The 21,481-nt window shown below is 41.6% G+C and carries 19 protein-coding genes; 9 read left to right on the top strand and 10 right to left on the bottom strand.

The window, feature by feature from the left end; genetic code table 11:
- Positions 1 to 72: 72 nt before the first annotated feature.
- Positions 73 to 1,236, bottom strand: coding sequence for a GuaB3 family IMP dehydrogenase-related protein (locus tag GSQ19_RS18965; protein WP_011319410.1), 1,164 nt, complete (start codon positions 1,234 to 1,236; stop codon positions 73 to 75).
- A gap of 393 nt (positions 1,237 to 1,629) precedes the next feature.
- Between GSQ19_RS18965 and GSQ19_RS18960 the strand changes: the two genes are divergently transcribed.
- From GSQ19_RS18960 to GSQ19_RS18940, 5 genes are all read left to right on the top strand, one after another.
- Complete coding sequence (locus GSQ19_RS18960) at positions 1,630 to 2,631, top strand: hypothetical protein (RefSeq protein ID WP_011319409.1); 1,002 nt, start codon at positions 1,630 to 1,632, stop codon at positions 2,629 to 2,631.
- A gap of 130 nt (positions 2,632 to 2,761) precedes the next feature.
- Positions 2,762 to 5,158: an endonuclease MutS2 gene (locus GSQ19_RS18955; RefSeq protein WP_011319408.1), complete on the top strand. Its 2,397-nt coding sequence runs from the start codon at positions 2,762 to 2,764 to the stop codon at positions 5,156 to 5,158.
- Positions 5,159 to 5,972: 814 nt separating this feature from the next.
- Positions 5,973 to 6,578, top strand: coding sequence for a DUF3038 domain-containing protein (locus GSQ19_RS18950; RefSeq protein ID WP_010994225.1), 606 nt, complete (start codon positions 5,973 to 5,975; stop codon positions 6,576 to 6,578).
- Between the two features lie 25 nt (positions 6,579 to 6,603).
- Positions 6,604 to 8,184 (top strand): DUF4335 domain-containing protein, encoded by a 1,581-nt coding sequence (locus GSQ19_RS18945; protein ID WP_011319407.1) that lies wholly within the window; start codon positions 6,604 to 6,606, stop codon positions 8,182 to 8,184.
- A gap of 384 nt (positions 8,185 to 8,568) precedes the next feature.
- Positions 8,569 to 8,853 (top strand): YiaA/YiaB family inner membrane protein, encoded by a 285-nt coding sequence (locus tag GSQ19_RS18940; RefSeq protein ID WP_011319406.1) that lies wholly within the window; start codon positions 8,569 to 8,571, stop codon positions 8,851 to 8,853.
- A gap of 171 nt (positions 8,854 to 9,024) precedes the next feature.
- On the opposite strand, the gene GSQ19_RS18935 is transcribed toward GSQ19_RS18940, so the two are convergent.
- The 3 genes from GSQ19_RS18935 to GSQ19_RS18925 are packed head-to-tail and all read right to left on the bottom strand — an operon-like array spanning position 9,025 to position 10,118.
- A complete protein-coding gene (locus GSQ19_RS18935; protein ID WP_011319405.1) occupies positions 9,025 to 9,483 on the bottom strand; it encodes a ferredoxin in 459 nt (152 codons plus the stop codon).
- A complete protein-coding gene (locus GSQ19_RS18930) occupies positions 9,483 to 9,869 on the bottom strand; it encodes a DUF1257 domain-containing protein (RefSeq protein WP_011319404.1) in 387 nt (128 codons plus the stop codon). The genes GSQ19_RS18935 and GSQ19_RS18930 overlap by 1 nt, the downstream gene beginning before the upstream one ends.
- A 39-nt stretch (positions 9,870 to 9,908) precedes the next feature.
- Positions 9,909 to 10,118 (bottom strand): DUF2997 domain-containing protein, encoded by a 210-nt coding sequence (locus GSQ19_RS18925; RefSeq protein WP_011319403.1) that lies wholly within the window; start codon positions 10,116 to 10,118, stop codon positions 9,909 to 9,911.
- 563 nt (positions 10,119 to 10,681) lie between these two features.
- Between GSQ19_RS18925 and GSQ19_RS18920 the strand changes: the two genes are divergently transcribed.
- Positions 10,682 to 12,721: a hypothetical protein gene (locus GSQ19_RS18920; RefSeq protein ID WP_104009930.1), complete on the top strand. Its 2,040-nt coding sequence runs from the start codon at positions 10,682 to 10,684 to the stop codon at positions 12,719 to 12,721.
- Positions 12,722 to 12,948: 227 nt separating this feature from the next.
- On the opposite strand, the gene GSQ19_RS29790 is transcribed toward GSQ19_RS18920, so the two are convergent.
- The 4 genes from GSQ19_RS29790 to rfbB form a co-directional block, all read right to left on the bottom strand.
- Entirely contained in the window at positions 12,949 to 13,158 is a 210-nt protein-coding gene (locus GSQ19_RS29790) for an alpha/beta fold hydrolase (RefSeq protein ID WP_197992818.1), read from the bottom strand.
- A gap of 165 nt (positions 13,159 to 13,323) precedes the next feature.
- Positions 13,324 to 14,117, bottom strand: a protein-coding gene (locus GSQ19_RS18910; RefSeq protein WP_104009889.1) for an IS5-like element ISAva7 family transposase whose coding sequence is annotated in 2 segments (ribosomal slippage) — positions 13,324 to 13,778 and positions 13,778 to 14,117 — 795 coding nt in all. Because the reading frame shifts where the segments join, the coding sequence is not laid out codon by codon here.
- 73 nt (positions 14,118 to 14,190) lie between these two features.
- Positions 14,191 to 14,775: an alpha/beta fold hydrolase gene (locus GSQ19_RS18905; RefSeq protein ID WP_011319401.1), complete on the bottom strand. Its 585-nt coding sequence runs from the start codon at positions 14,773 to 14,775 to the stop codon at positions 14,191 to 14,193.
- A 23-nt stretch (positions 14,776 to 14,798) separates the two neighbouring features.
- Positions 14,799 to 15,869, bottom strand: coding sequence for a dTDP-glucose 4,6-dehydratase (gene rfbB, locus GSQ19_RS18900; RefSeq protein WP_011319400.1), 1,071 nt, complete (start codon positions 15,867 to 15,869; stop codon positions 14,799 to 14,801).
- 561 nt (positions 15,870 to 16,430) lie between these two features.
- Here rfbB and GSQ19_RS29785 point away from each other — a divergent pair.
- The 3 genes from GSQ19_RS29785 (at position 16,431) to GSQ19_RS18890 (ending at position 18,982) form a co-directional block, all read left to right on the top strand.
- Positions 16,431 to 16,568 (top strand): hypothetical protein, encoded by a 138-nt coding sequence (locus GSQ19_RS29785; RefSeq protein WP_041456794.1) that lies wholly within the window; start codon positions 16,431 to 16,433, stop codon positions 16,566 to 16,568.
- Between the two features lie 175 nt (positions 16,569 to 16,743).
- Positions 16,744 to 17,190, top strand: coding sequence for a tellurite resistance TerB family protein (locus GSQ19_RS18895; protein ID WP_011319399.1), 447 nt, complete (start codon positions 16,744 to 16,746; stop codon positions 17,188 to 17,190).
- Between the two features lie 436 nt (positions 17,191 to 17,626).
- The gene (locus GSQ19_RS18890; protein WP_011319398.1) at positions 17,627 to 18,982 is read left to right on the top strand and encodes a UDP-N-acetylmuramoyl-tripeptide--D-alanyl-D-alanine ligase; all 1,356 of its coding nucleotides are present in this window, start codon (positions 17,627 to 17,629) and stop codon (positions 18,980 to 18,982) included.
- A 73-nt stretch (positions 18,983 to 19,055) separates the two neighbouring features.
- On the opposite strand, the gene GSQ19_RS18885 is transcribed toward GSQ19_RS18890, so the two are convergent.
- Positions 19,056 to 20,447, bottom strand: coding sequence for a 2-succinylbenzoate--CoA ligase (locus tag GSQ19_RS18885; RefSeq protein ID WP_011319397.1), 1,392 nt, complete (start codon positions 20,445 to 20,447; stop codon positions 19,056 to 19,058).
- Complete coding sequence (locus GSQ19_RS18880) at positions 20,432 to 21,394, bottom strand: o-succinylbenzoate synthase (protein WP_011319396.1); 963 nt, start codon at positions 21,392 to 21,394, stop codon at positions 20,432 to 20,434. Before GSQ19_RS18880 ends, GSQ19_RS18885 begins: the two co-directional genes overlap by 16 nt.
- Positions 21,395 to 21,481 lie beyond the last annotated feature (87 nt).

Genomic DNA, 21,481 nt, shown 5'->3' with positions numbered 1-21,481 from the left:
GTAGAAGGCATACTAAAAAATTTATTTCTAATTAATCATTCGCCATTCCCTATTCCCTTTTACCTATTCCCTTTATTTACCCATACCTAATTGTTGAGCTTTTTGGTAAACTTTGCCCTCAGTTAACAAAGAAGGAGCAATTACAACTTCAACTTGCTGCATTTCTTTAATATCTTTTGCTCCCAAAGTACCCATGCTAGTTTTTAAAGCTCCCAATAAGTTATGAGTACCATCATCTAGTCCGGCTGGCCCAGTTAATATTTGTTCAAGAGTGCCGGTTGTACCGACGCGAATCCGCGTCCCACGGGGCAATACAGGGCTAGGTGTTGCCATACCCCAATGGAAGCCTCTTCCTGGAGCTTCGGCGGCTCTAGCAAAGGGAGAACCGATCATTACGCCGTCAGCGCCACAGGCAATACATTTACAAATATCACCACCAGTAATTAAACCGCCATCAGCGATGATGGGGATATAATTACCTGTTTCCCGATAGTAATCATCCCGTGCGGCGGCGCAATCAGCGATCGCAGTTGCTTGGGGTACTCCTACACCTAATACCCCACGAGAGGTACAAGCTGCACCAGGGCCAATCCCTACTAAGACAGCCGCCGCCCCAGCTTTTAACAAGTTCAAGGTGACTTCGTATGTCACACAGTTACCCAAAATTACGGGAATTGGCATAGAACGGCAAAATTCAGCCAAATCCAGGGGTACTACAGATTCTGGTGACAAGTGGGCGGTAGAAACTACCGTAGCTTGAATAAAAAATAAATCTGCCCCGGCTTGGGCTACTACCTCACCATATTTGCTGGCTCCTACTGGAGTAGCACTAACAGCTGCAATCCCACCTTGTTCTTTAATTTCTTGAATACGCTTGGTAATTAATTCTGGTTTGATGGGTTCGGCATAAAGCTCCTGCATTAAAGAGACAAACTCATCTTTGCCTACCGAAGCAATCCGATCTAAAATCGGTTCTGGGTCAGCATAACGAGTTTGAATGCCTTCCAAGTTGATAACTCCTAATGCCCCAAGTTGCGATAAACGCACCGCCATCTTGACATCAACAACCCCATCCATTGCACTGGCAATAATCGGGATTTCTCGCTCGATATTGCCAATTTTCCACCGAGTATCAGCTAAACTCGGATCGAGTGTTCTGTTACCGGGGACTAGAGCAATTTCATCAATGCCATATGCTCTGCGAGCTGTCTTTCCCCGCCCAAGTTGAATTTCCACGCTGTTAACTTTTCTCAATTCTGTTCTAGCTAGGGTATCAAATTGTGAGATAGTTTGCAGCGATTTTTTTTAATTGATGGCTAAGTTTACGTGTTGCACGATTAAGGACGGGTGGGGATAGCTATCCCATAAATCCCGCTTTTTTTAACGTAGAGGGTGCGCGGTGAACCCGCTTTGTAGGAAGGTTTCCCTGCGTAAACGACTGGTGAACCCAAAAGGAGGTTAGCGCAGAGGGGTATGGAGTATTTTGAAAGTTAATTGGCTAGGAATTTTGGGATTCCTGCATAAAAAATCAATCAGTAACTTATTGATGAATAGCTGTCAGGATTTACGGGTTTTACCAAGTACGTAAGTTGGATGGCAAGAGTCACTGTTGCTGGAGGTTGTAGGAAAATGCGAGTTAGAAATTACAGTCAGTTTACAGGTTTAGCGATCGCCGGATGGTTATTGTCGAGTTTTTCTACTGTGGCGACTGCTGTTAATGTCTCTCAAGTTGTAGCGCCAGCTAGTATTAATCCCTCTTTTGGGAATATGATTCAGTTAGCATCTAATCATCTTCCTCAGCCAAAATTAGTATTTCAAGGTCAGGAATCTTACACAAATGCAGGCAAAAATTTTCAAAGATATAAGTTGGCTGTAGCTAACTGGTCGGCATTTCCGGCTCAATTGTTTGATAGCTCCTCTGACCTTCCTCCCTGCGGGCTGAATAATAACTCTTCTCGAACTTGGGTAGATATTTATAACACCCAAAATAATCAGCGAATCTATGGTTTTTGTGCTTTTTCATTGCCGCAAAACTTAAATTCTCTCTGGTTTGCGGTTGAGCAAGGTCAAACACCACCTAGTTCTGTATATATTGTCCTTAATGATAGAAGGGCAAATAAAACCTATCGTTCTAACTCAATTTCATTGCAAAAAGGGCAATCACCGCCAGCACTCAGGGAAGATTGTATTGCTTTTAATCCCAATAATATTGCTGTTAATCAAGTTAATGGTAGTTGGAAAATAGTTGAAGGTGGTAATCATTGGATGTTTGATTTTGGTAATCAAGCCAATGAGGCAAAACTCGCTTTCCAAATCATTAAGAATTACCGCATGAATAAATCCTGCTTTGTTGGTAGACCACAGCCATCTTTCACATATTTATTAGTCAATAATCTCGCACCCTCTGGTTCTGTGCCTGGTGAAGATTGTGTGGCATTCAATCCCGCTACTACAACAGTCAACAAAATAAAGAATCGCTGGAAAATTGTAGATGGTAATCACTGGATGTTTGATTTTGATAATAATAAATCTGAGGCAGAACAATCACTAGCAATTATCCAAAAATATCAATTTACTCGCTCCTGCTTCGTAGGTAGACCGAATGCGAGTTTTAGTTATTTACGGAAATAAGACAGTGTAATAAATATAACAACTGTTAACTGTTAACAGTCTACTGTCAACTTAATTCATTTCAGCCTTTAAGAATTGGCTATAGAGAGGCTAGAATTGTTACGATCACTTCAGATTTGATTTTGCAGCCTTGATTCAATCTGAAACTTTAGAACTACTGGAATGGTATCGCCTTTGTCAGCATCTTTCTACATTTGCGGCAACTAAACTAGGGGCGATCGCATCTCTTCATCTACAAATCCCTGCATCTCAAGCAGCAAGCGAGCAGTTGTTAGAACAGACAAAAGAAGTTTATCAACTGGAAAGTCGTCTGGCAAGCGGTTTATCTTTTGAGGGTATCCAAGATATTGGTGATTCCTTGGAAAGATCAGAACTGCAAGGGATTTTGGCTGGAGATGAACTTTTGGCGATCGCGACTACTCTTGCAGGTGCTAGAAATTTACGACGTATAATTGATAACCAAGAAGATATACCAATTTTAACTGAGTTGGTGGCTGAGTTACGCACTTACCCTGAACTAGAACAGGAAATACATCGCTGTATTGATGAACGGGGTCAGGTGACAGACCGTGCCAGCACGAAATTAGGTGACATCCGTACAGAATTGCGGAAATTGCGGAGTCAGATTACCCAAAAGCTGCAAAATATCTTACAAGTAAAATCTAATGCGGTTCAGGAACAACTGATTACCCAGCGAGGCGATCGCTTTGTCATCCCTGTCAAAGCACCACAGAAGGATGCTATTCCCGGTATTGTTCATGACACCTCAACCAGTGGGGCAACGTTATACATAGAACCTAATTCTGTTGTGCCGATGGGTAACCAACTGCGGCAGACAATTAGAAAAGAGCAAGCCGAAGAAGAAGCGATTCGTCGCGCACTCACGGAAAAAGTAGCAGCAGTTAAACCTGATTTAGAACGGTTATTAGCAATTGTCACAACTTTGGATATGGCAACTGCTAGAGCCAGATATAGTTTATGGCTCAAAGCCAATCCCCCTAGATTTATTGACCGCCAGGAACAAGAAATCATTACCTTGAGGCAGTTACACCATCCCCTATTAGTTTGGCAACAACAGCACGAACAAGGTCATGCGGTAATTCCGGTGGATTTGTTAATCAGCCCCCATATCCGGGTAGTAACGATTACAGGGCCTAACACTGGTGGGAAAACGGTAACATTAAAAACCCTGGGACTGGCAGCCTTAATGGCCAAGGTGGGTTTATTCGTCCCCGCCCGTGAGCCAGTAGAAATTCCTTGGTTTGACCAAGTATTAGCAGATATTGGCGATGAACAATCACTACAACAAAGTTTATCGACTTTTTCTGGGCATATTCGTCGCATTAGCCGGATTTTAAATGCTTTAGGGACTGGGGACAAAGAAGAATATCGTCCCCAATCCCTAGTTTTACTTGATGAAGTTGGCGCAGGTACAGATCCGGCGGAGGGGAGTGCTTTAGCGATCGCCCTTTTACAATATCTAGCGGATCATGCCCAGCTAACTGTTGCTACAACTCACTTTGGCGAATTAAAAGCCCTGAAATATGAAGATCAGCGCTTTGAAAATGCTTCCGTAGAATTTGATGATGCTACTTTGTCGCCTACCTATCGTTTGTTGTGGGGTATCCCTGGACGTTCTAATGCTTTAGCGATCGCCCTACGTTTGGGTTTAAAGGCGGAAGTGGTAGAACAGGCAAAAACCCAAGTGGGAGAAGCAACTGACGAAGTTAACCTGGTAATTGCCGGGTTAGAAGCCCAACGTCGTCGCCAGGAAACCAAAGCCGCAGAAGCGCAGAAAATATTACAACAAGCAGAACGTTTGTATAAAGAAGTATCTAACAAAGCGGCGGCATTACAAGAGCGAGAACAATCTCTGCGGGCTTCCCAGGAAGTAGCGGTACAACAAGCCATTACCCAAGCCAAAGGTGAAATCGCCAAAGTAATTCGCCGCTTGCAGCAAGGTACAGCCACAGCCCAAGATGCCCAGCAAGCAACCAACAACCTCAATCAAATAGCCCAAAAATATCAACCAGCACCACCACCAAAGGCAAAACCGGGGTTTGTTCCCAAAATAGGCGATCGCATTCGCATCTCCCAATTTGGGCAAACAGCCGATGTGTTAACCGCCCCTGATGAAGATGGTGAGTTAACAGTCCGCTTTGGCATCATGAAAATGACGGTGAAGCTAGAAGATATCGAATCTCTCGATGGTCAAAAACCGGAACCAATCGTCAAGGCTAAGCCAGCCCCAGTTACTCCACCCCCACCAGCCCAACCGGTTCTAGCAATTCGTACCTCCAAAAATACTGTGGATTTACGAGGTAAACGGGTAGCAGATGCCGAATACATTTTAGACAAAGCCATTTCTGAAGCAACTGGCCCAATCTGGATTATTCACGGACACGGTACTGGCAAACTCCGTCAAGGTGTCCACGCCTTTTTAGAACAACACCCTAGAGTTAGCCATCACGAGCCAGCAGAACAATCTGATGGTGGTAGTGGGGTGACAGTCGCTCATATTTCTTGAAGCAAACAAGGCAGGGAGAATAACTTAGGACTTACGGATGAAAACGAAAGATCAAGGGTTTGGAGAAGGGTTTAGGGGTTTAGGGGTTTAGGGGTATAAATATTTGAAACTCTTACACCCTTACACCCTTACACCCGGTCTCAAAAGAAAATCTGGGCGCGTAAGTCCTATAACTTTAGTACCTTCACTCTGCACCTCCTAATGAAAAGAAAGGTAGAGAATCATCCTGTTCTCTACCCTTCTTTAATGAATTTTATTTATCAAACCTTTAGCAATAAATTTTACTAAGTTCCTAATTTAATCACGAGTATCTAATTATTCATTCTTCGATGAAGCTTATTGTTAATAATTAGACATTAGATTTTCTGATTATATTTATTTATACTTAAGTACTTAATTAGTAGATAATAAGTAAGTATATTTTACCATGACAATTCACTTTCTACACTGTTGAAAATAAATTTTCATCAAGTAGAGTAAGACAGTGACAATTGCTGTTTACCAAAGTTCAGAAAAGATAGTGCAGTTAAGAATCCAGCAAAGACTCATACTCAAACTTTTTCACATTCTGACTTGAAGAAAGGATTAGGAAGTGGTGAGTCCTGAATGGTGAGTAAAAATTTCTCTCCCTGTCCCCGTTCGCGTAGCATCCCGTAGGGAAGTTCGCCCGGAGGGAGACCCTCTTGGCGACTTCTCTTCCTGCCCCTCCTCCTCCCTTCTTCTTCCTGCATTTTTCAGAGGAAACCAACTCTAATTATTCAGAGTCTGGTTTCAAAATGGGTAACAGCAACAGCCCCTACCAGCCTGATCACCTATGCTTAAAGTTATGCAATCGGCCGCTGATCCAGCCACTCCCAATTCCCAATGGGAGGACTTAATTAAACTCCCAACCCCAAATGTCGTTGAATGGGACAACATCAAAACTCAGTTAGATTTGGTACTGTTGGCACTGGAAACCCTGACGGGAATTGGCTCTGAGGCTATGCTCTCGGCGGCAACCAGTCTGAATCTAGAGTCGAAAGTGCCAGACCGCGTAGCTTTATGGCGTTTGCGTCAGTCAAACCCTCTACGCAAAGGTCAAGGAGGGCGGAAAAAGCTGGATGTAGAAGAAGCGCGATCGCTTGTTCTCATCATCTGCTACCTCGCCAAACAGCACCAGGAATTAATTCGTCGTGCGGTGGGTCTACTAGAACAAATGGCGGAAAAAAATCGGGAACCTCATCAGGCTGCTTTACTTGGAGACTACATAGATGCTTTCTGCAACACCTACCAAGAGCGGATGGAAGAGGACGAGCAAATCTCGACGGATTTACTAACCAACCTAGCGCTGAAACTACTTGTAGATTTGCTGTTTTATAGCGCTCCTGGTGGACACCGCCGTCTTTGGCTAGCACTCATCGACCGTTCCGCAAAATTTTGAAAACATCTCCTTTGCAGTTCCTGCCATGCCTCTATCTAATTCTGTCATTCGCCGCTACACACCACCTACTTGTACGCTAGAAGTATTGGCGCAAAGCTCCCCTTTGTCACGTTGGATGGGCAAACCAGTACTTAGGCACTTAACCTTTGAGTTGCGCTTTGATGACCCGCAATTGCCCGAAGAAAACAGAGTACCAATTCGAGGCGATCGCGACCAACTTGAAGCTTTATGTGATGCTGTCACCACTTACGTACAACAATTTCTCCAACAGCCACCAGATAGTTTTCGTTTTAATGTCTCTGAACTGGAAGATTCAACTAAAGTATCTACTGAAGAATTAACAGATTTTCATCAAGCTTCACTCTTATCTAAAACCACAAAATCTTTTATACCCCAAATACCAGGGACAAAAATCTATTTAGAACCGGGCGATTATTTAACACACAATTTATTTCTTGGTTCCTTAGCTAATCAAGCATCTGGCTATGTTATTCAACTAAGTTTGTTGCAACTGTTCGATCTCGCAACAGCGTTAGATGAATATTCGACAGATGTAATGGCATTACCATCTCTCAATAACACTAGTTCCGTGGTACGGTTCCCGGCTTGGGCTTCTGTTGCTGCCGTATTAGTATTAGCTTTAGGTTTAACGCCTTTAACTTGGCAATATGCTAATAACACCAAACAAAAAGAGCAGCAGACAGCAACAAACAGCAATCCCAACGATGAACAAATAGCTTTACAACCAACCCTACCTAATTTTCCCGCACCTCAATCTGAACTAGCCCCTGCTAATAATTCATCGTCCTTGCCTTTAGGTTCGGCTCCGCCACCTCCTCCCAATACTGGTTTACCGACAACTCCCCTCATATCTCCTAATACCAGTTTCCCAGCTAATTCTGCTTTACCTCCCAACTCTGTAACTTCAAAACAACCATTAAATATACCTCAGACAAACATTCCACCAATCTCAGGCAATGCAGGAGGTATTACTCCACCAGGGCAACAAGTGGCTATTCAACCAAATCCCTCAGGGGGTATTAACTCAGCAGGGATTACTCTCAAGCGGAATTTGCCCCCCAGATTATCCACCTCTACAGGTAATATTGCCTCTGGTATTCCACCGGTACCACCACCACTGGCTACCATACCTAACAATGCAATTCCTCAGGCCTACTCACCAGTAACCTCACAAGCCACAAGAAGTAGAGTCAATACTTCTCCAGAGTTGGCTGACACTAGCTCATTAATAGATGGTTCGAGAAGTGAACCCAAGACAGCTTCGTCTGGTGACATTGCTACGAGTAACACTGGCACACTGTTTGATACACCACAGGTAGCAGAAGCTAGGGAGTTTTTCAAAAAGCGTTGGCAACCACCCTCAGGATTTGCACAAACCTTGGAGTATAGCGTCATGCTGGGGGTAGATGGCTCAATTGAGCGGATTTTACCTTTAGGCAAGGCAGCTAGAGATTATGTTGATTTAGTTGGAATGCCTGCTATCGGAGAACCCTTTGTTTCTGCTAATCGCTCTGGGCAAATGACAAGAATTCGGGTTCTTCTCAGCCCAGATGGTAAAGTACAAACCTTCCCAGAGACTGAATAGTCAAAACTGAAATTTTGAGAATATCAACTAGAGCTTGATGACAATCCTAAAACTGGTACATTTCCTGTGCCAGTTTTTACTTATTTTTATTAGTTAAAAATTACTTTCTTGAGTCCAGTTAATAAAGTGGATTGATTCTAAAAATCAGCGAATTTAGTAATCAATATAATCATATTTAATCTTAATTAGGGAACAACAAAAAATAAATTATCCAAAATTCATGGTTTAGTAGGGTGCGTCAGTGCCATAGAACCTAACTATACTCATAAATTCTTCATACTGACGCACCCTACATTTTGGATATTTTTTTATCTGGAATTCCCTTATTAAACATTAAAACATACACATAATTATTCTTAAGAAATCTCATCACAGGTGAAAAATATGCAAACTATTGGGCCTCAGAAAGATAGTGCGGCTTGGGTTATTCAAACATGGGCTGCTTTTGTGCTTTCTATTTCTATGACTAGTTTTGGAATTGCGAATTTACCTGTAGATAACTGGGTAAAAGGCTTTATGAGTATGGGTTTGGCTTTTTCTGTTGGTTCAACTTTTACTCTAGCTAAAACCACTAGAGATTTGCATGAAGCCAGAAGATTAGCTGCGCGCATTGATGAAGCAAAAGTAGAAAAGTTGTTGTCACAACATGATCCTTTGAACCTTAAATAAAATCCAGCTAAATTCAATTTAGTTAAGCCCATGAAATGAGGTTAAGCTCAAGGGGAATCATCATCAAAAGTGAATACCGGATTGATGCTAAATCGAGACTTAAAAAAAATCACAAAAATAAAAGGGCTGTTATTAACAGTCCTTTTACTTTTATAGATTTAATTTTTTATGTTAATAACGGGATTTTTTATTTTTTGACTTTTGCTTTTTCCGCCGCTTTTCGGTAGTTGCCACTGCATGGTCTACTGGGTAGCCAACAACAGGAATTACCTGGAATTTACGGTCTTCTTCTAAATTTTTGAGTTCGGTGTAATCAACCCAATGAATACAATCAACCGGACAAGTATCGATTGCTTCTTGAATAACTTCTTCCGCGTCCCCATCTTGACGAATTACACGCGATCGCCCATAATCAGGCTCAATGTAGAATGTGTTCCGCGCCACATGAGCGCAATGCTTGCAACCAATACAGGTGATTTCGTCAACATAAACACCTTTTTGCCGCAGTATTCCGCCCAATTCTGGTTCAAAACCAGAACGTTCTGGGGCATCCCGCAAAAAACCCCCTAGTTCTGGCTCAAAACCGGAACGATTGTCTTCTTGTTCTGGCGACGGCAGAAAATCAGCCATTACGCACTCCAGCGCTGTACAACTAGGCGAATCGAACCATCTTCATTTTTTTGCTGTTCGGAGACCTGGAAGCCTACACGAGCAGTTTCTTTCACTACTGTTTGGTAAGCATAACGTTGGGTAACTTGGCGTAAGAAACCATCAACTGACAGGTTTTGTTGCCAATATTGTAGGTCTGCCACTAGTTCATATTCTTTGCCATTCCATCTAAAGCCGATATCATAGCCATTTTCCTGCTCAATGGTGATTTCCGCAGGATGGGTTTGACCGCGATAGCCGCGTACTTCTTGTGGGCCTGGTTTCCAGTCTATGCCCAAATCGGTGAGCGCTTCTTGTAAAGATTCGAGGTTACGGATCTGAGTCTTAATTTGGCTAAAGTGTGACATGGTGGTTGTAAATCAACGACAATGAACTGCTATGAGAACTTACCAATCGCTGTAAGTAGTTTGCGTATTTGCCACGCTAGATTCTTGAACCTGGGTGGCGAAAAATTCTGAGGTTGGCTGATGAGTAAGTACTTGCCCTAGTTGTGCTTCTATTGCTGCTGTAACCTCAGCACAGGAAGCCCCTACAATGCCAGTGACCGTTTCTTGTACTCGACCGTCTGGATAGATGATAAATTCTAATGTTTCCATACTCTTAGCCAACCACAATAAGTCCGCTTGAATTTTACTGCCTTAGCAGCAAGCTATATGTATAGCTCTAGGAACATTGTTACTTAGATACAAACTTGCCATTTTTTAACTAATGTTCCATCTCTCAAAATAAATATCTCAGAAAATTTACAAAAATTATTAATTTTATAAGTCAACGCATCCGTCATTAGTTAGTTTCTCTTAACCTAATCCATAAGTCAAGGTTAATTTTATTTGGCTTTTTCAGGCGATAAAAGCCTAAACATCAGTGGTAGCAGTGGTATAGCTAGCTGTGTGAGCTTCTCAATTATCGAATTTATTGAAAATCTTTATCATTATCATTGATTTTAATCAAACTTGAGTGCTGAGTTAGGAGTAATAAATTATTCAGTAAGGGTAAACTCGCTCATGCTCAACCTTTTGTTCCTTAGGCTATGTGTAGCAAACTAAACTTCAAAATCATGGAGTTTACTGACACGACTTTAGCTGATATTCTGAAATGTGATTTTTGAAAATATATTATTGCTATTTCAAATAACTTTACGATGTGGCGATTAAGCTCTATGAGAAATTATCCGTTAGACTCCTTTGTCAGTGTGATCGCTTCTAAAAAATTTGCTGTTATCTTTATCTCAATTTTCACAATTGTTCTAATTTTATACTGTCTCAAGACCAATCCAATTAGACAAGGCGATGGCTATGAATATGCTTTGATTCTCCAAGGGTTCTTTAATCATTTCAGCCCAGATATTAGAGAAGGTGATATTACCAGTCTGATCAAGATTGTGGAAACTCAACCTAGTTCTTATGATGTTAAGGTTCTCCAAGGAACGCTGGAAGCTTTGAGAAATGGGGAAAATGAGATTTATTTGGGCATTCTCAAGTCTACGAGGGGAGAGTATTTTGGTTATCACTTCTGGCTTTATCCGCTAATCAATCTCCCTGCTAAAGCTTTTCTTGCTGTTTTGGGACTCAATGAACTTAAAGCTTTTCAGCTAACCAACGCAATTTTTATCAGCTTCACCCTGGTTTATGTTTTGTTGTTTTCCCGACAATCTCCTTTAGTACGTTGGGCGATCGCCTTATTATATTTAGCTGGGTGCGTGTTCTTTTATCTGCGATGGCCTCACCCTGAGGTTTTCATCGCTGCATCTATTTTAATCTCCGGATGTGCCTTTCTTGAGCAACGAATTTACATTGCGGCGATCGCTGCGACTTTAGCAACCTTACAAAACCCATCAGTAGTTTTTCTTTTGGCATCAATTTTAATATTCTTTGTCCTCAAGAACTTCAAATCCAATATAGTAAATAATCCCTTACAGTTCATCAAGAAACATATTTGGCTGGCTTTAATAGCCGCTTCATCTCTTTTTCCTTATGGATTTTTCTATTATCATTACCAAATCCCCAATTTGATTGCCAAAAGAGGATTTGTCAACCCTAGTTTAATTAGCTGGGAACGCTTTACTTCTACATTATTTGATTTGAATCAGGGACTAATTGTTGGGTTTCCAGGTCTAATGATTGGGGTTTTGATTCTTCTGGTATATCGCGTACTTCTAGTTGTAATCAAGAAGAAACAGCCAGCATTCAACCAAAGTGATATATTGCTAGTAGCATTTTTCTTAATGCTCCAGCCAACTTTAAGCCAAACAAACTGGAATCATGGCCAGGAAATTTTCAGTAGATATGCTTTTTGGGCGGCGATGGCTTTGATTGTCTGGGTAGCTGCAAATATAGATGATGTAAAAGGGTTATTCAAATATTCTCTCTTACCTTTGATGTTAATTTTACAGCTTTTTCCCAATGAACTTTTCTTTAAACGTCCTTGGGATGGGCATTATTTAAAAATGAAATCCCAAGCAAATTGGGTTTTATCGAATTTTCCTAATTGGTACAATCCAGAACCAGAAATTTTTGCTGAACGAGTTAGAGAATATGAGCGATTTGGTGAAGCGATCGCACCTAATCAAATAGACTCACCTTTTATTTATGTAAACAAGGCTGGCGATATTATCAAAATTCTGATTTACCAAGATTTTGTCAATCAAACAGAAGAACGTCTTTGTAGTACGAAAGGAAAGCTGATTAGTCGCAACCCACAAGATTCACTGGAACAACTATTAGCTAATATTTCTTTTAACCGTCAGGGTTGGGGATATCTCAATGGAAATTTTCGATGTGCTGTACCATTGAGTATAAATTTTGCAGAAAGTGGCAACTTGCGTAATTTTACTCGGAAAGGTTGGGGAAAAGCTGAAGTAGATGGCAGTTTAATTAAATCTCCAGAAGCTGAATTTATTTTACCTATTGATACTCAGAAATTAGAAGATTTGAAGTTAATGGCTAAAATAGATAATCTGTCAGTAGAAGCAAATTTAAAAACAAATTTAGAGTTAATAGTTAATAATCGTTATATTACTCAATGGACTTTAAACAATTCAAATCAGACTAGTGAATATGAGGCGGTTATTCCTAGAAAAATAGTAGGTTCTAATTCTCCTGTTTCTGTGAGCTTTCGTGTTGTTGGCGCGTCAAAGAAGTTAGACAAATACGTAAAGATTAAGGTTATTTCTGTGAGAGTAGATACAGCTAGTCCTTAAACAAAAACCAGTATATGGGAATCCGATTTGATGATTGAACAAACGTAAGTATTTGTAGGGTGGGCATTGCCCACCAAAACCCGGATATGCTGGACATTGCCTAGCCTACCTATAATTCACTAAAATTTATCTGCCTTTCATCACAGCAGCAACACATCATTGGGTGAAGACGTGATGAATCGCGTCTCTACAGATTGTTGTCGCATTCTTTTTTTTAATTGGTATTACTAACTACTACTAGAGCGATCGCCATTGGAATGATCTGAGAGATGGTGAGTTAAAAACTTATAAATAGCCTGATAAGTCTCTTCTGGTGCTTCTTCAGGTAGAAAATGACCACAAGGTAGAGACTGACCTTGCACATCAATGGCTCGTTCTTGCCACGTTTCTAAAACATTGTATTTGCGTTCAATAATTCCTTTTTCACCCCACAGCACCAGTACAGGACATTGAATTTTCTGTTCTATGTCGAGTTCATCATGTTCTAAATCAATCGTGGCCGCAGCACGATAATCTTCACAGGTTGCGTGAATTACAGCCGGCTGACAAAAGCAGCGTATATATTCGGCTAAAGCTTGAGAGATTATTTATAAAGTAAATCTTTAGGATACAAGACGACGTAGCATAATCCTAGTCATTACAGCATATATAGCTGCTTCGCTCATCTCTGGAAGATGCTCATAATCCTTACTGAGACGATGATATTGGTTCAACCAGCCAAATGTTCTTTCGACTACCCAACGTTTGGGCAAAATCCGGAATTCTTGCTCAGTACGCCGTATGACTTCAACATGTGCTTGGATCATCAACCAAACTGAAAGAGCAAATTTATCGCCGTCGTAACCGGAATCAACCCACATGACTTGAACTTTTTCCAGTAATTCCGGACGCTCCTCTAAAAGTTCCATTAATGCGTAGGCAGCAAGTACCCGTTCCGGCGCATTGGCTTCACTGACAACAACTTTCAACAACAGTCCCAGGCTATCAACTAGAGTCTGCCGCTTTCTTCCTTTTACCTTTTTACACCCGTCAAAACCGTACACTTCCCCTTTTTTTGGTCAGTTTTGACCGACTGACTGTCTGCGGCGATCGCTGTGGGTTGCGTTGATTTGCCTAGTTTTGTGCGAACTTGTCCGCGCAGTGTATGGTTTAATTTTTCCCAGACTCCTTTGCGCTGCCATTTGCGGTAGTAACTGTAAACAGTTGAACTGGGTGGAAAGTCCCCCGGAAGCATATTCCATTGGCATCCCGTTTTCAAGTGATAGTAGATAGCATTGCATATCTCACGCATATCCGTTGTGCGTGGATGCCCTCCTTCTTTGGCTGGTGGAATCAATGGAGCCAGAATTTCCCACTCCATATCAGTTAAGTCTGTGGGGTAAGACTTTCGTCCCATGAGTAGCTATGTAAATACACTATATTTCATGTATCCTATACCTCCAAGCTTACTTTTATACTCACTTTTAGATTTACTTTATAAATAGCCTCTGAGGATGAAAAGCTGAAAAATCTTTACCCCATTTTTCTAAACAGTTGCGTAGATAATATTCGGGATTAGCTCCGATTAAGGTTTCTGGTAAATTATCGGGTTGAATCAAAAAGAACCAATGATAATAAGCTGTGGCAAATTCTTGATCGGTTGTCCTGTACATTTTATGGGTGGGTGCAATATCTAGTAAGGCTAGTTTTTTGACACGATGAGGATAATCTAACGCCAGACGATGAGCAACTCGCGCTCCTCGGTCATGGCCGACGACATAAAATTCTTCGTATCCTAGCTTTGACATGACCTCGACTTGATCTTGCGCCATCACCCTTTTGGAATAATTGATGTGATTGGGTGTACTGGTGGGTGTGGAACTGTCACCGTATCCTCTTAAATCTGTGGCGACTACGGTGAAGTTTTCAGCTAAGAGAGGTGCTATCTTATGCCACATGACATGGGTTTGAGGATAGCCATGTAATAAAAGTAGTGGCGCGCCTTGACCTCCTTTGACTAGATTGATTTGAGCTGCTGTTGTATCAACTATGGTTTGTTCAAAGTTGGTGAACATGATTTTTCCCTGATAATCTTGACCTACTCCTTTGGTAAAAGTGCTTCCCACCAATGGCGATGAGTTAGATACCACTGGATGGTGTGGCGTAATCCAGTCGAGATTGTTTGTTGGGGTTCCCAACCTAATTCTGTTTTGATTTTTGTCGCATCGATCGCATAACGGCGATCGTGTCCGGGGCGGTCTTTGACGAAGGTAATGAGTTTACTGGCGGGAGAGACGGGTAAATCAGGGGCTAATTCGTCCATTAACTCACAGATCATCTGAACAAGGTCAATGTTTTTGATTTCGTTATTACCGCCAATGTTGTAGGTTTCTCCTGGTTTACCCTGATGAATGACAATATCTAAAGCACGACAATGGTCTTCAACATATAACCAATCACGGATATTTAACCCATCTCCATAGATAGGTAGAGGTTTACCTAAGAGAATATTGAGGCATATTAGGGGAATTAATTTTTCGGGGAAGTGATAGGGGCCGTAGTTATTGGAGCAATTTGTAATTAAGGTTGGTAAACCGTAGGTGTGGTAATAAGCTCGTGCTAGATGATCACTACCTGCTTTAGAGGCGGAATAGGGACTGTTGGGGGCGTAAGGAGTTGTTTCTGTAAAAGCTGGATCATCTAGTTCAAGGCTGCCGTAAACTTCATCTGTAGAGACGTGGAGAAAGCGGTAGTTAGCAGGTTTGCCTTGTTTTGTCCAGTGATGGCGAAAGGCTTCTAATAAAGTAAATGTACCTACAACATTGGTCTGAATGAAAGCATCTGGCGCGACAATTGAGCGATCAACGTGAGATTCAGCTGCAAAGTGGGCGATCGCCTGAATCTTTTCTTCCTCTAGTAGCTGATCAATGAGAGCGCGATCACCTATATCTCCCTTGACAAATCTTAAATTTGCTTTTCCTTCTATATCTGCTAAATTTTGGCGATTCCCTGCATAGGTGAGCGCATCCAAAACAATTATGCGATCGCCTGGGTACTGTTCATACCAATGATGGACGAAATTGGAGCCAATAAAGCCTGCACCACCCGTAATCAGAATAGGTACAGCCGCACCAGATGTTGTCAATAGTTCTGTATCATTTTGTATCATGGATTTATTTTTGCTTTAGTTTGGGAGAAAACACCGCAGAATTCACAAGAAACAATATCAATAAAGTTTACCGTTGACAAAATCTTCCATCTTTAGGCTGAAAACATATAAATTTTGTAAATAAATTTTTAATTCTTTCTCATAATTGACCTGATGTAAAAGCAAAGGTCTGCAAATTTTGTTTTATCAGTAAATTTCCTCAAAATATCTGCTAAGTATTTTAGCGATTTAGAGATTAAAAATTGGCTGCTATGAATTTTATGCCTGTTTATTCCCACTCAGAGCTATTTCCAGAGTATAAGTGTTTTATTTTACCCCCCATCAACTAAAGTGATAGCAATAAAGATAGCTGATTCTTCTCATAAAAAATCTTTCAGTACTGTACGCAACAAAATCTAGGCTAATTTCATCGAATCTTCAGAAAGAAATATTTTTTTTCATAAACTGAAGGAGCTAAAGTTTTGTTAAGATGCAATTGCTAGCAGTTTCTCGACGGAATTCCTGACTCAGGAGGTGGAGAAACAAAAAGTACTAGCAGCACAGAATTCAACAGGTGAAGCAATGACCACCTACATTTTTTTCGATGAAGCCTTGCGGATGCTAACCAGCGCCTTTCTGCTATCGGTAGTACTGTTGATTACAGCTTCTGGTATAGGTCTGGCGGTTATTGAAACAATTGAGAAGACAGGAGAACATTAAATCCACTCCTAAAGGTATACTTTTAGTCGCAACCCATTAATTACTAGTGTTCGCTATACAAAAATCCTGGGAACACTAAATTATGTTAAGTCTCACAGCGATGCAGACTTATCTGTAAGCCAAAAACAAACGGGTAACTGTACCGCTATTGAGACCCCCACCAGGAGCGACTATCATGAATTTATTAGACACCTTCCTGGGCAGAGAAAACCAAGCCCCAGAAGTACTCAGTTCCACAGAAGCTTTTGTTGCTATTATTTTATTGGCAACAGCGTTAGATGGTTATTTATCCTATGAACAAGAGCGTTCTATCTCTTGTGAACTGTCTCGCTCAAAGCCTTTAAGAAACTACTCCACGGAAGCGATCGCCCAGTTGTGTGACAAAACCTTGATGATTCTCCGGCGAGACGGTTTTAATGCCTTATTTAATTTGGCTAAAGAATCTTTATCTCTAGAGTTACGAGAAGTAGCTTTTGCCGTAGCCAGTGATTTGGTTTTGAGTGAAAATCATGTTACTGAAGAAGAAACAAACTTTTTAAAAGATTTATATCAAGCTTTGGGTATTTCCCCTGATATAGCAATACGAATTTTACAAACGATGTCACTCAAAAACCAAATTTAAGCTGATCACAAAATTATTTCTGGCAATTAGCAAGCCATAATTACCAAATACTTATATACTAAGTGTGCCAAAGGAGTTTAACTTCTTTGGCATGTTTAGTTAGAACTTACGCACCCAGATTTTCTGTTGAGACTGGGTTTAGGGAGTAAGGGTATAGGGCAATACGGTTCAGTTAACGTTGTCAGCTTATCGATTTCAGAAGAACCAAGACTTGGGGGATTCTCCCCCAAACCCCCGATTGGGGGACGGTTGCGTCCCCCAAGCCCCCTCCAAAAAATAGATCTGTTTTATGTGTAGCAGTTAATTTATTTTCTTAACTGAACCGTATTGGGGTATAGGGGTGTAAGGGTTTAAGGGTTTAAGGGTTTCAAACACTTATTTTGAATTTTGAATTTTGTAGCTTTAGCTTCCCGTAGGGTATTTTGAATTGATTAATATGTCTTGGTCTGTTACTTTAAATCAACTAATAGAAGTTCTTTTAGCTCGTCCTTTCAATATATCGGAAGCGGCGTTAGCACAAGTTAGTAGCGGTATCCAAACAGATACGCGGATTATCAAGCCAGGGGAAGTTTTTCTGGCTTTTCGGGGAGAAAAGTTTGATGGACATGAGTTTGTCCAGACAGCGATCGCTAATGGTGCGATCGCGGCTATTGTTGATGATGATTACGAGAATCCTGGATTCCCTGTCTTACAAGTCAGCAATACCCTAGAGGCTTATCAAAAACTGGGTAGATGGTGGCGCGATCGCTTCGATATCCCAGTGATTGGGGTGACGGGTTCGGTAGGGAAAACTACTACAAAAGAATTGATCGCCGCAGTGTTGGGGACGAAAGGTAATATCCACAAGACTTATGGCAATTTCAACAACGAAATCGGTGTCCCGAAAACCCTTCTAGAACTGAACGCTGAACACGATTACGCTGTGATTGAAATGGCTATGCGGGGTAGGGGACAAATTGCCGAACTCACCCAAATAGCCAATCCCACAATTGGGGTGATTACCAACGTCGGAACAGCACATATTGAGTTATTGGGTTCAGAAGAGGCGATCGCTGAGGCAAAATGTGAGTTATTAGCCGAAATGCCCAAGGATAGTGTGGCGATTCTTAACCATGACAATCCGTTGTTGATGGCGACAGCAGGAAAATTTTGGTCAGGGGAAGTATTAACTTATGGTTTATCTGGTGGGGATATTCAAGGTTCTCTAGTTGATAATGCCATTGTGGAAGTGGCTGGATTACGTCTACCTTTACCTTTGCCCGGTCGTCATAATGCCACCAATTACTTAGCAGCTTTGGCAGTGGCAAAGGTATTAGGGATTGAATGGTCGAGCTTGCAAGCTGGTGTGAGCGTGAATATGCCGACTGGGCGATCACAGCGTTTTAGTTTGCCCAATGATGTATTAATATTAGATGAGACTTATAATGCTGCACCAGAAGCTATGTTAGCAGCGTTGCAATTATTAGCCGATACACCAGGAAAACGGAAAATTGCGGTGTTGGGGGCGATGAAAGAATTAGGCGAGCGATCAGCACAGTTACACCAACGGGTAGGGGAAACAGTCCGTAACTTAAAATTAGATGGTTTGTTGGTGCTAGTTGATGGGGAAGATGCGGAAGCGATCGCCAAAAGTGCTGAGGGAATCCCATCTGAGTGTTTTGCTACCCATGCTGATTTAGTTGCGAGATTGACTACGTTTGTGCAGGGGGGCGATCGTGTGTTGTTTAAGGCGGCTCATTCTGTGGGATTGGATCGGGTGGTGAGTCAGTTGCGGGCTGAGTTTTCTGGTTAGGTAGAGGTTTGGTGAAAATTGTTTTTAAACGCGGAGGGGCGCGGAGGGAGGCGCAAAGATACGCGGAGTTTTTTTACTTGGTTTCTGTTTTTAACAGGGCTATTTGTTGTAGTTGTTGGCGACTGATTTTACCTTGAGGGTTGCGGGGTAAGGTATCTAATGATATCCAATGTTTGGGGATTTTAAATCGGCTGAGTTGATGGGAGATGGCAGTTTTAATTTCACTGACAGATGTATTGGTGTCTTTAGGAATATAAATTGCTGTTAATGCTTGTCCCCATTGCTGATCTGGTATACCAATTACGCAAACATCAGCTACCATTTGTGTGGCGCGGATGGCTGATTCTATTTCTATCGGGTAGATGTTTTCTCCACCTGTGATGATTTTGTCGCTGTTTCTGCCGACAATGTTTAGATAACCTTGTCCATCTAAAAAACCTAAATCATCTACTTGGAAATAATTTTGGTTCTCCACAAGTTGAGGATAATAACCAAGGGATAAAGATTGAGCTTGAATTGTAATATTTCCTATGTGATTTGCTGGTAGAACTTCCCCTTGTTGATTACAAATTGTCACTTGGGCATGGGGAAGAATTTGACCACTGTTAATTTTACCATTCAAAAAATCATCTGGTTTGAGGGTGGCAATTTGGGAGGCGGTTTCTGTCATTCCATAGGTTGGTGCTAATCGAATGTTATGGAATTTGGCTTTTTCTAATAGTTCATCCCAAGCTGGCGCACCACCTAAAAGTACGGTGTTGAATTGGGATAACCATGTAGTTAATTCTAAGTTTTGTAGTAGGCGTTGTAATTGTGTCGGGACTAAAGATATGAAAAATTCTGTAGGTTTGATTGGGGATATTTGACTGCTTTCTAATGATTTAAATGGTTGAATTACTAACTTTCCGTCTGTGGTAAAAGAACGCATAAACTGCATTAAACCACTGACATGATATAGAGGTAAAATACAATATGAATTAACTTGTTTGATGTGAAAATATTCTCTAAATCCCTGCACTGAAGCCGTGAGGGTTTCCCAAGTGTGAATGGCAAATTTAATTTGTCCCGATGAACCACCGGTGGGAATCATGATGAGTGGGGAGTGGGAATTGGGGATTGGATAGTGGGTAGTAGTTGTTGAGGTTTGAGTTGATTTGTCCTTAGTTTCTAAGCCTAAAATAATATCGGGTTGTACTAAATTAAATACTTGATGCCATTCTTGTTCACCCCAATCTGGGTTACAGAGAAAAACTTGGCAATTAGCAGCACAGGCGGCGATAAAACTAGCGAGAAAGTTTACTGGTTCACGTTCGGCTAGGATAATTTTTGGTGATGTTTCTGGCGTTGATAATTGACTCAGTTGTAAGTACAGTTCTGTGGCTTTTTGGTGAAACTCTCGGCTGTCATAACCAATCAGCCAATCATGGGAAGTGAGGCGATTCAGATAGGCTAGGGGTTGTTCCATAAACTTTGCAGCCAGTTTTCTGCTTCTTGGTAAAAAAAGTGGTTAACGCCAAAACCAACAGCCCTGTTGTCACGAGATAATTCTGCTGCTAGTTGGAGTGATGCTTTTCTGGCGATCGCAGTTTCAAATACCGATGAGAATACCGCGTCAATTTTATGCTGTTGGCAAAACTGTCGCAGGCGAGAGGGGGAACCAGCGATCGCAGGTTTAACCACAAACACATCCCGCCAACCCTGTGCATAACAAGTAGCTAGTTGCTTGAGGTTAGCCACAGATTCATCTAAAGCGATCGCTGTAGGATAAGCTTCACTCAATTCCAACATCTGGGAAAATTGCTCAACGGGTAGCGGTTGTTCGATAAATTCCACTTCTACGGGTAAATTATCACAAGCCTGTAACCATAGGTGAGCTTCTGGATAACTCAGTCCACCGTTAGCATCTAACCGCAGTTTGGCGGATGTTGGTAAATTTTGGGTGAGTAAGTCGAAAATTCTCAATTCTTCACTTATTTCACCCACGGCTATTTTCCATTTAAAGGTGCGATATCCCTCCTCCCACAAGCGCCGCCATTGATGTAGTGCTGCTTCCCCGGCTGGTAATAAGGCGCTAAATTGAGCGTTAGTTATAGTTACATCTTCCCCATTGCCCATTGCTTCCAACGCCGATTCAAAGCCAAATTGACAAGCTGGTAAATCATCGGGAATGGAAAAAATGGTTTCTTGGGTGATTTCTTCTGGTAATTGGCGACAAAAATATAAAGCCTGGGCTAGAGTTTCCGAACCAAACCAGCTAATGGGTGCGATTTCTCCCCAGCCGACTTTACCTGTGGTATCTGTGAGGCGGAGAATAATTGCCTCGCGTACTTCCCAGATACCATGACTAGTAACAAGCGATCGCACAAATTTTCGGGCTATGGGACGAAAGCTGAATTTATACTTGGATAACACATTAACAATTCAAAATTCAAAATACCCTACTCTCAGGCTACGCCAACAAAATTAAAGACATTTTGCACACTGCAAGCTGTTCAGCGT

Source organism: Trichormus variabilis 0441 (assembly GCF_009856605.1).
Classification (GTDB): Bacteria; Cyanobacteriota; Cyanobacteriia; order Cyanobacteriales; family Nostocaceae; genus Trichormus; species Trichormus variabilis.
The sequence above is the reverse complement of the archived record's forward strand: the minus strand, read 5'-3'. Positions and strand labels throughout refer to the sequence as shown.

Bases quoted from the DNA above. Each gene is read 5' to 3' on its own strand.
- GSQ19_RS18885 (WP_011319397.1), bottom strand. From the start codon at position 20,447: ATGGAACAACCCCTAGCCTATCTGAATCGCCTCACTTCCCATGATTGG.
- GSQ19_RS18945 (WP_011319407.1), top strand. From the start codon at position 6,604: ATGCCTCTATCTAATTCTGTCATTCGCCGCTACACACCACCTACTTGT.
- GSQ19_RS18920 (WP_104009930.1), top strand. From the start codon at position 10,682: ATGAGAAATTATCCGTTAGACTCCTTTGTCAGTGTGATCGCTTCTAAA.
- GSQ19_RS18935 (WP_011319405.1), bottom strand. From the start codon at position 9,483: ATGGCTGATTTTCTGCCGTCGCCAGAACAAGAAGACAATCGTTCCGGT.
- GSQ19_RS18950 (WP_010994225.1), top strand. From the start codon at position 5,973: ATGCTTAAAGTTATGCAATCGGCCGCTGATCCAGCCACTCCCAATTCC.
- rfbB (WP_011319400.1), bottom strand. From the start codon at position 15,869: ATGATACAAAATGATACAGAACTATTGACAACATCTGGTGCGGCTGTA.
- GSQ19_RS18890 (WP_011319398.1), top strand. From the start codon at position 17,627: ATGTCTTGGTCTGTTACTTTAAATCAACTAATAGAAGTTCTTTTAGCT.
- GSQ19_RS18940 (WP_011319406.1), top strand. From the start codon at position 8,569: ATGCAAACTATTGGGCCTCAGAAAGATAGTGCGGCTTGGGTTATTCAA.
- GSQ19_RS18930 (WP_011319404.1), bottom strand. From the start codon at position 9,869: ATGTCACACTTTAGCCAAATTAAGACTCAGATCCGTAACCTCGAATCT.
- GSQ19_RS18960 (WP_011319409.1), top strand. From the start codon at position 1,630: ATGCGAGTTAGAAATTACAGTCAGTTTACAGGTTTAGCGATCGCCGGA.
- GSQ19_RS18905 (WP_011319401.1), bottom strand. From the start codon at position 14,775: ATGTTCACCAACTTTGAACAAACCATAGTTGATACAACAGCAGCTCAA.
- GSQ19_RS18925 (WP_011319403.1), bottom strand. From the start codon at position 10,118: ATGGAAACATTAGAATTTATCATCTATCCAGACGGTCGAGTACAAGAA.
- GSQ19_RS18895 (WP_011319399.1), top strand. From the start codon at position 16,744: ATGAATTTATTAGACACCTTCCTGGGCAGAGAAAACCAAGCCCCAGAA.
- GSQ19_RS29785 (WP_041456794.1), top strand. From the start codon at position 16,431: ATGACCACCTACATTTTTTTCGATGAAGCCTTGCGGATGCTAACCAGC.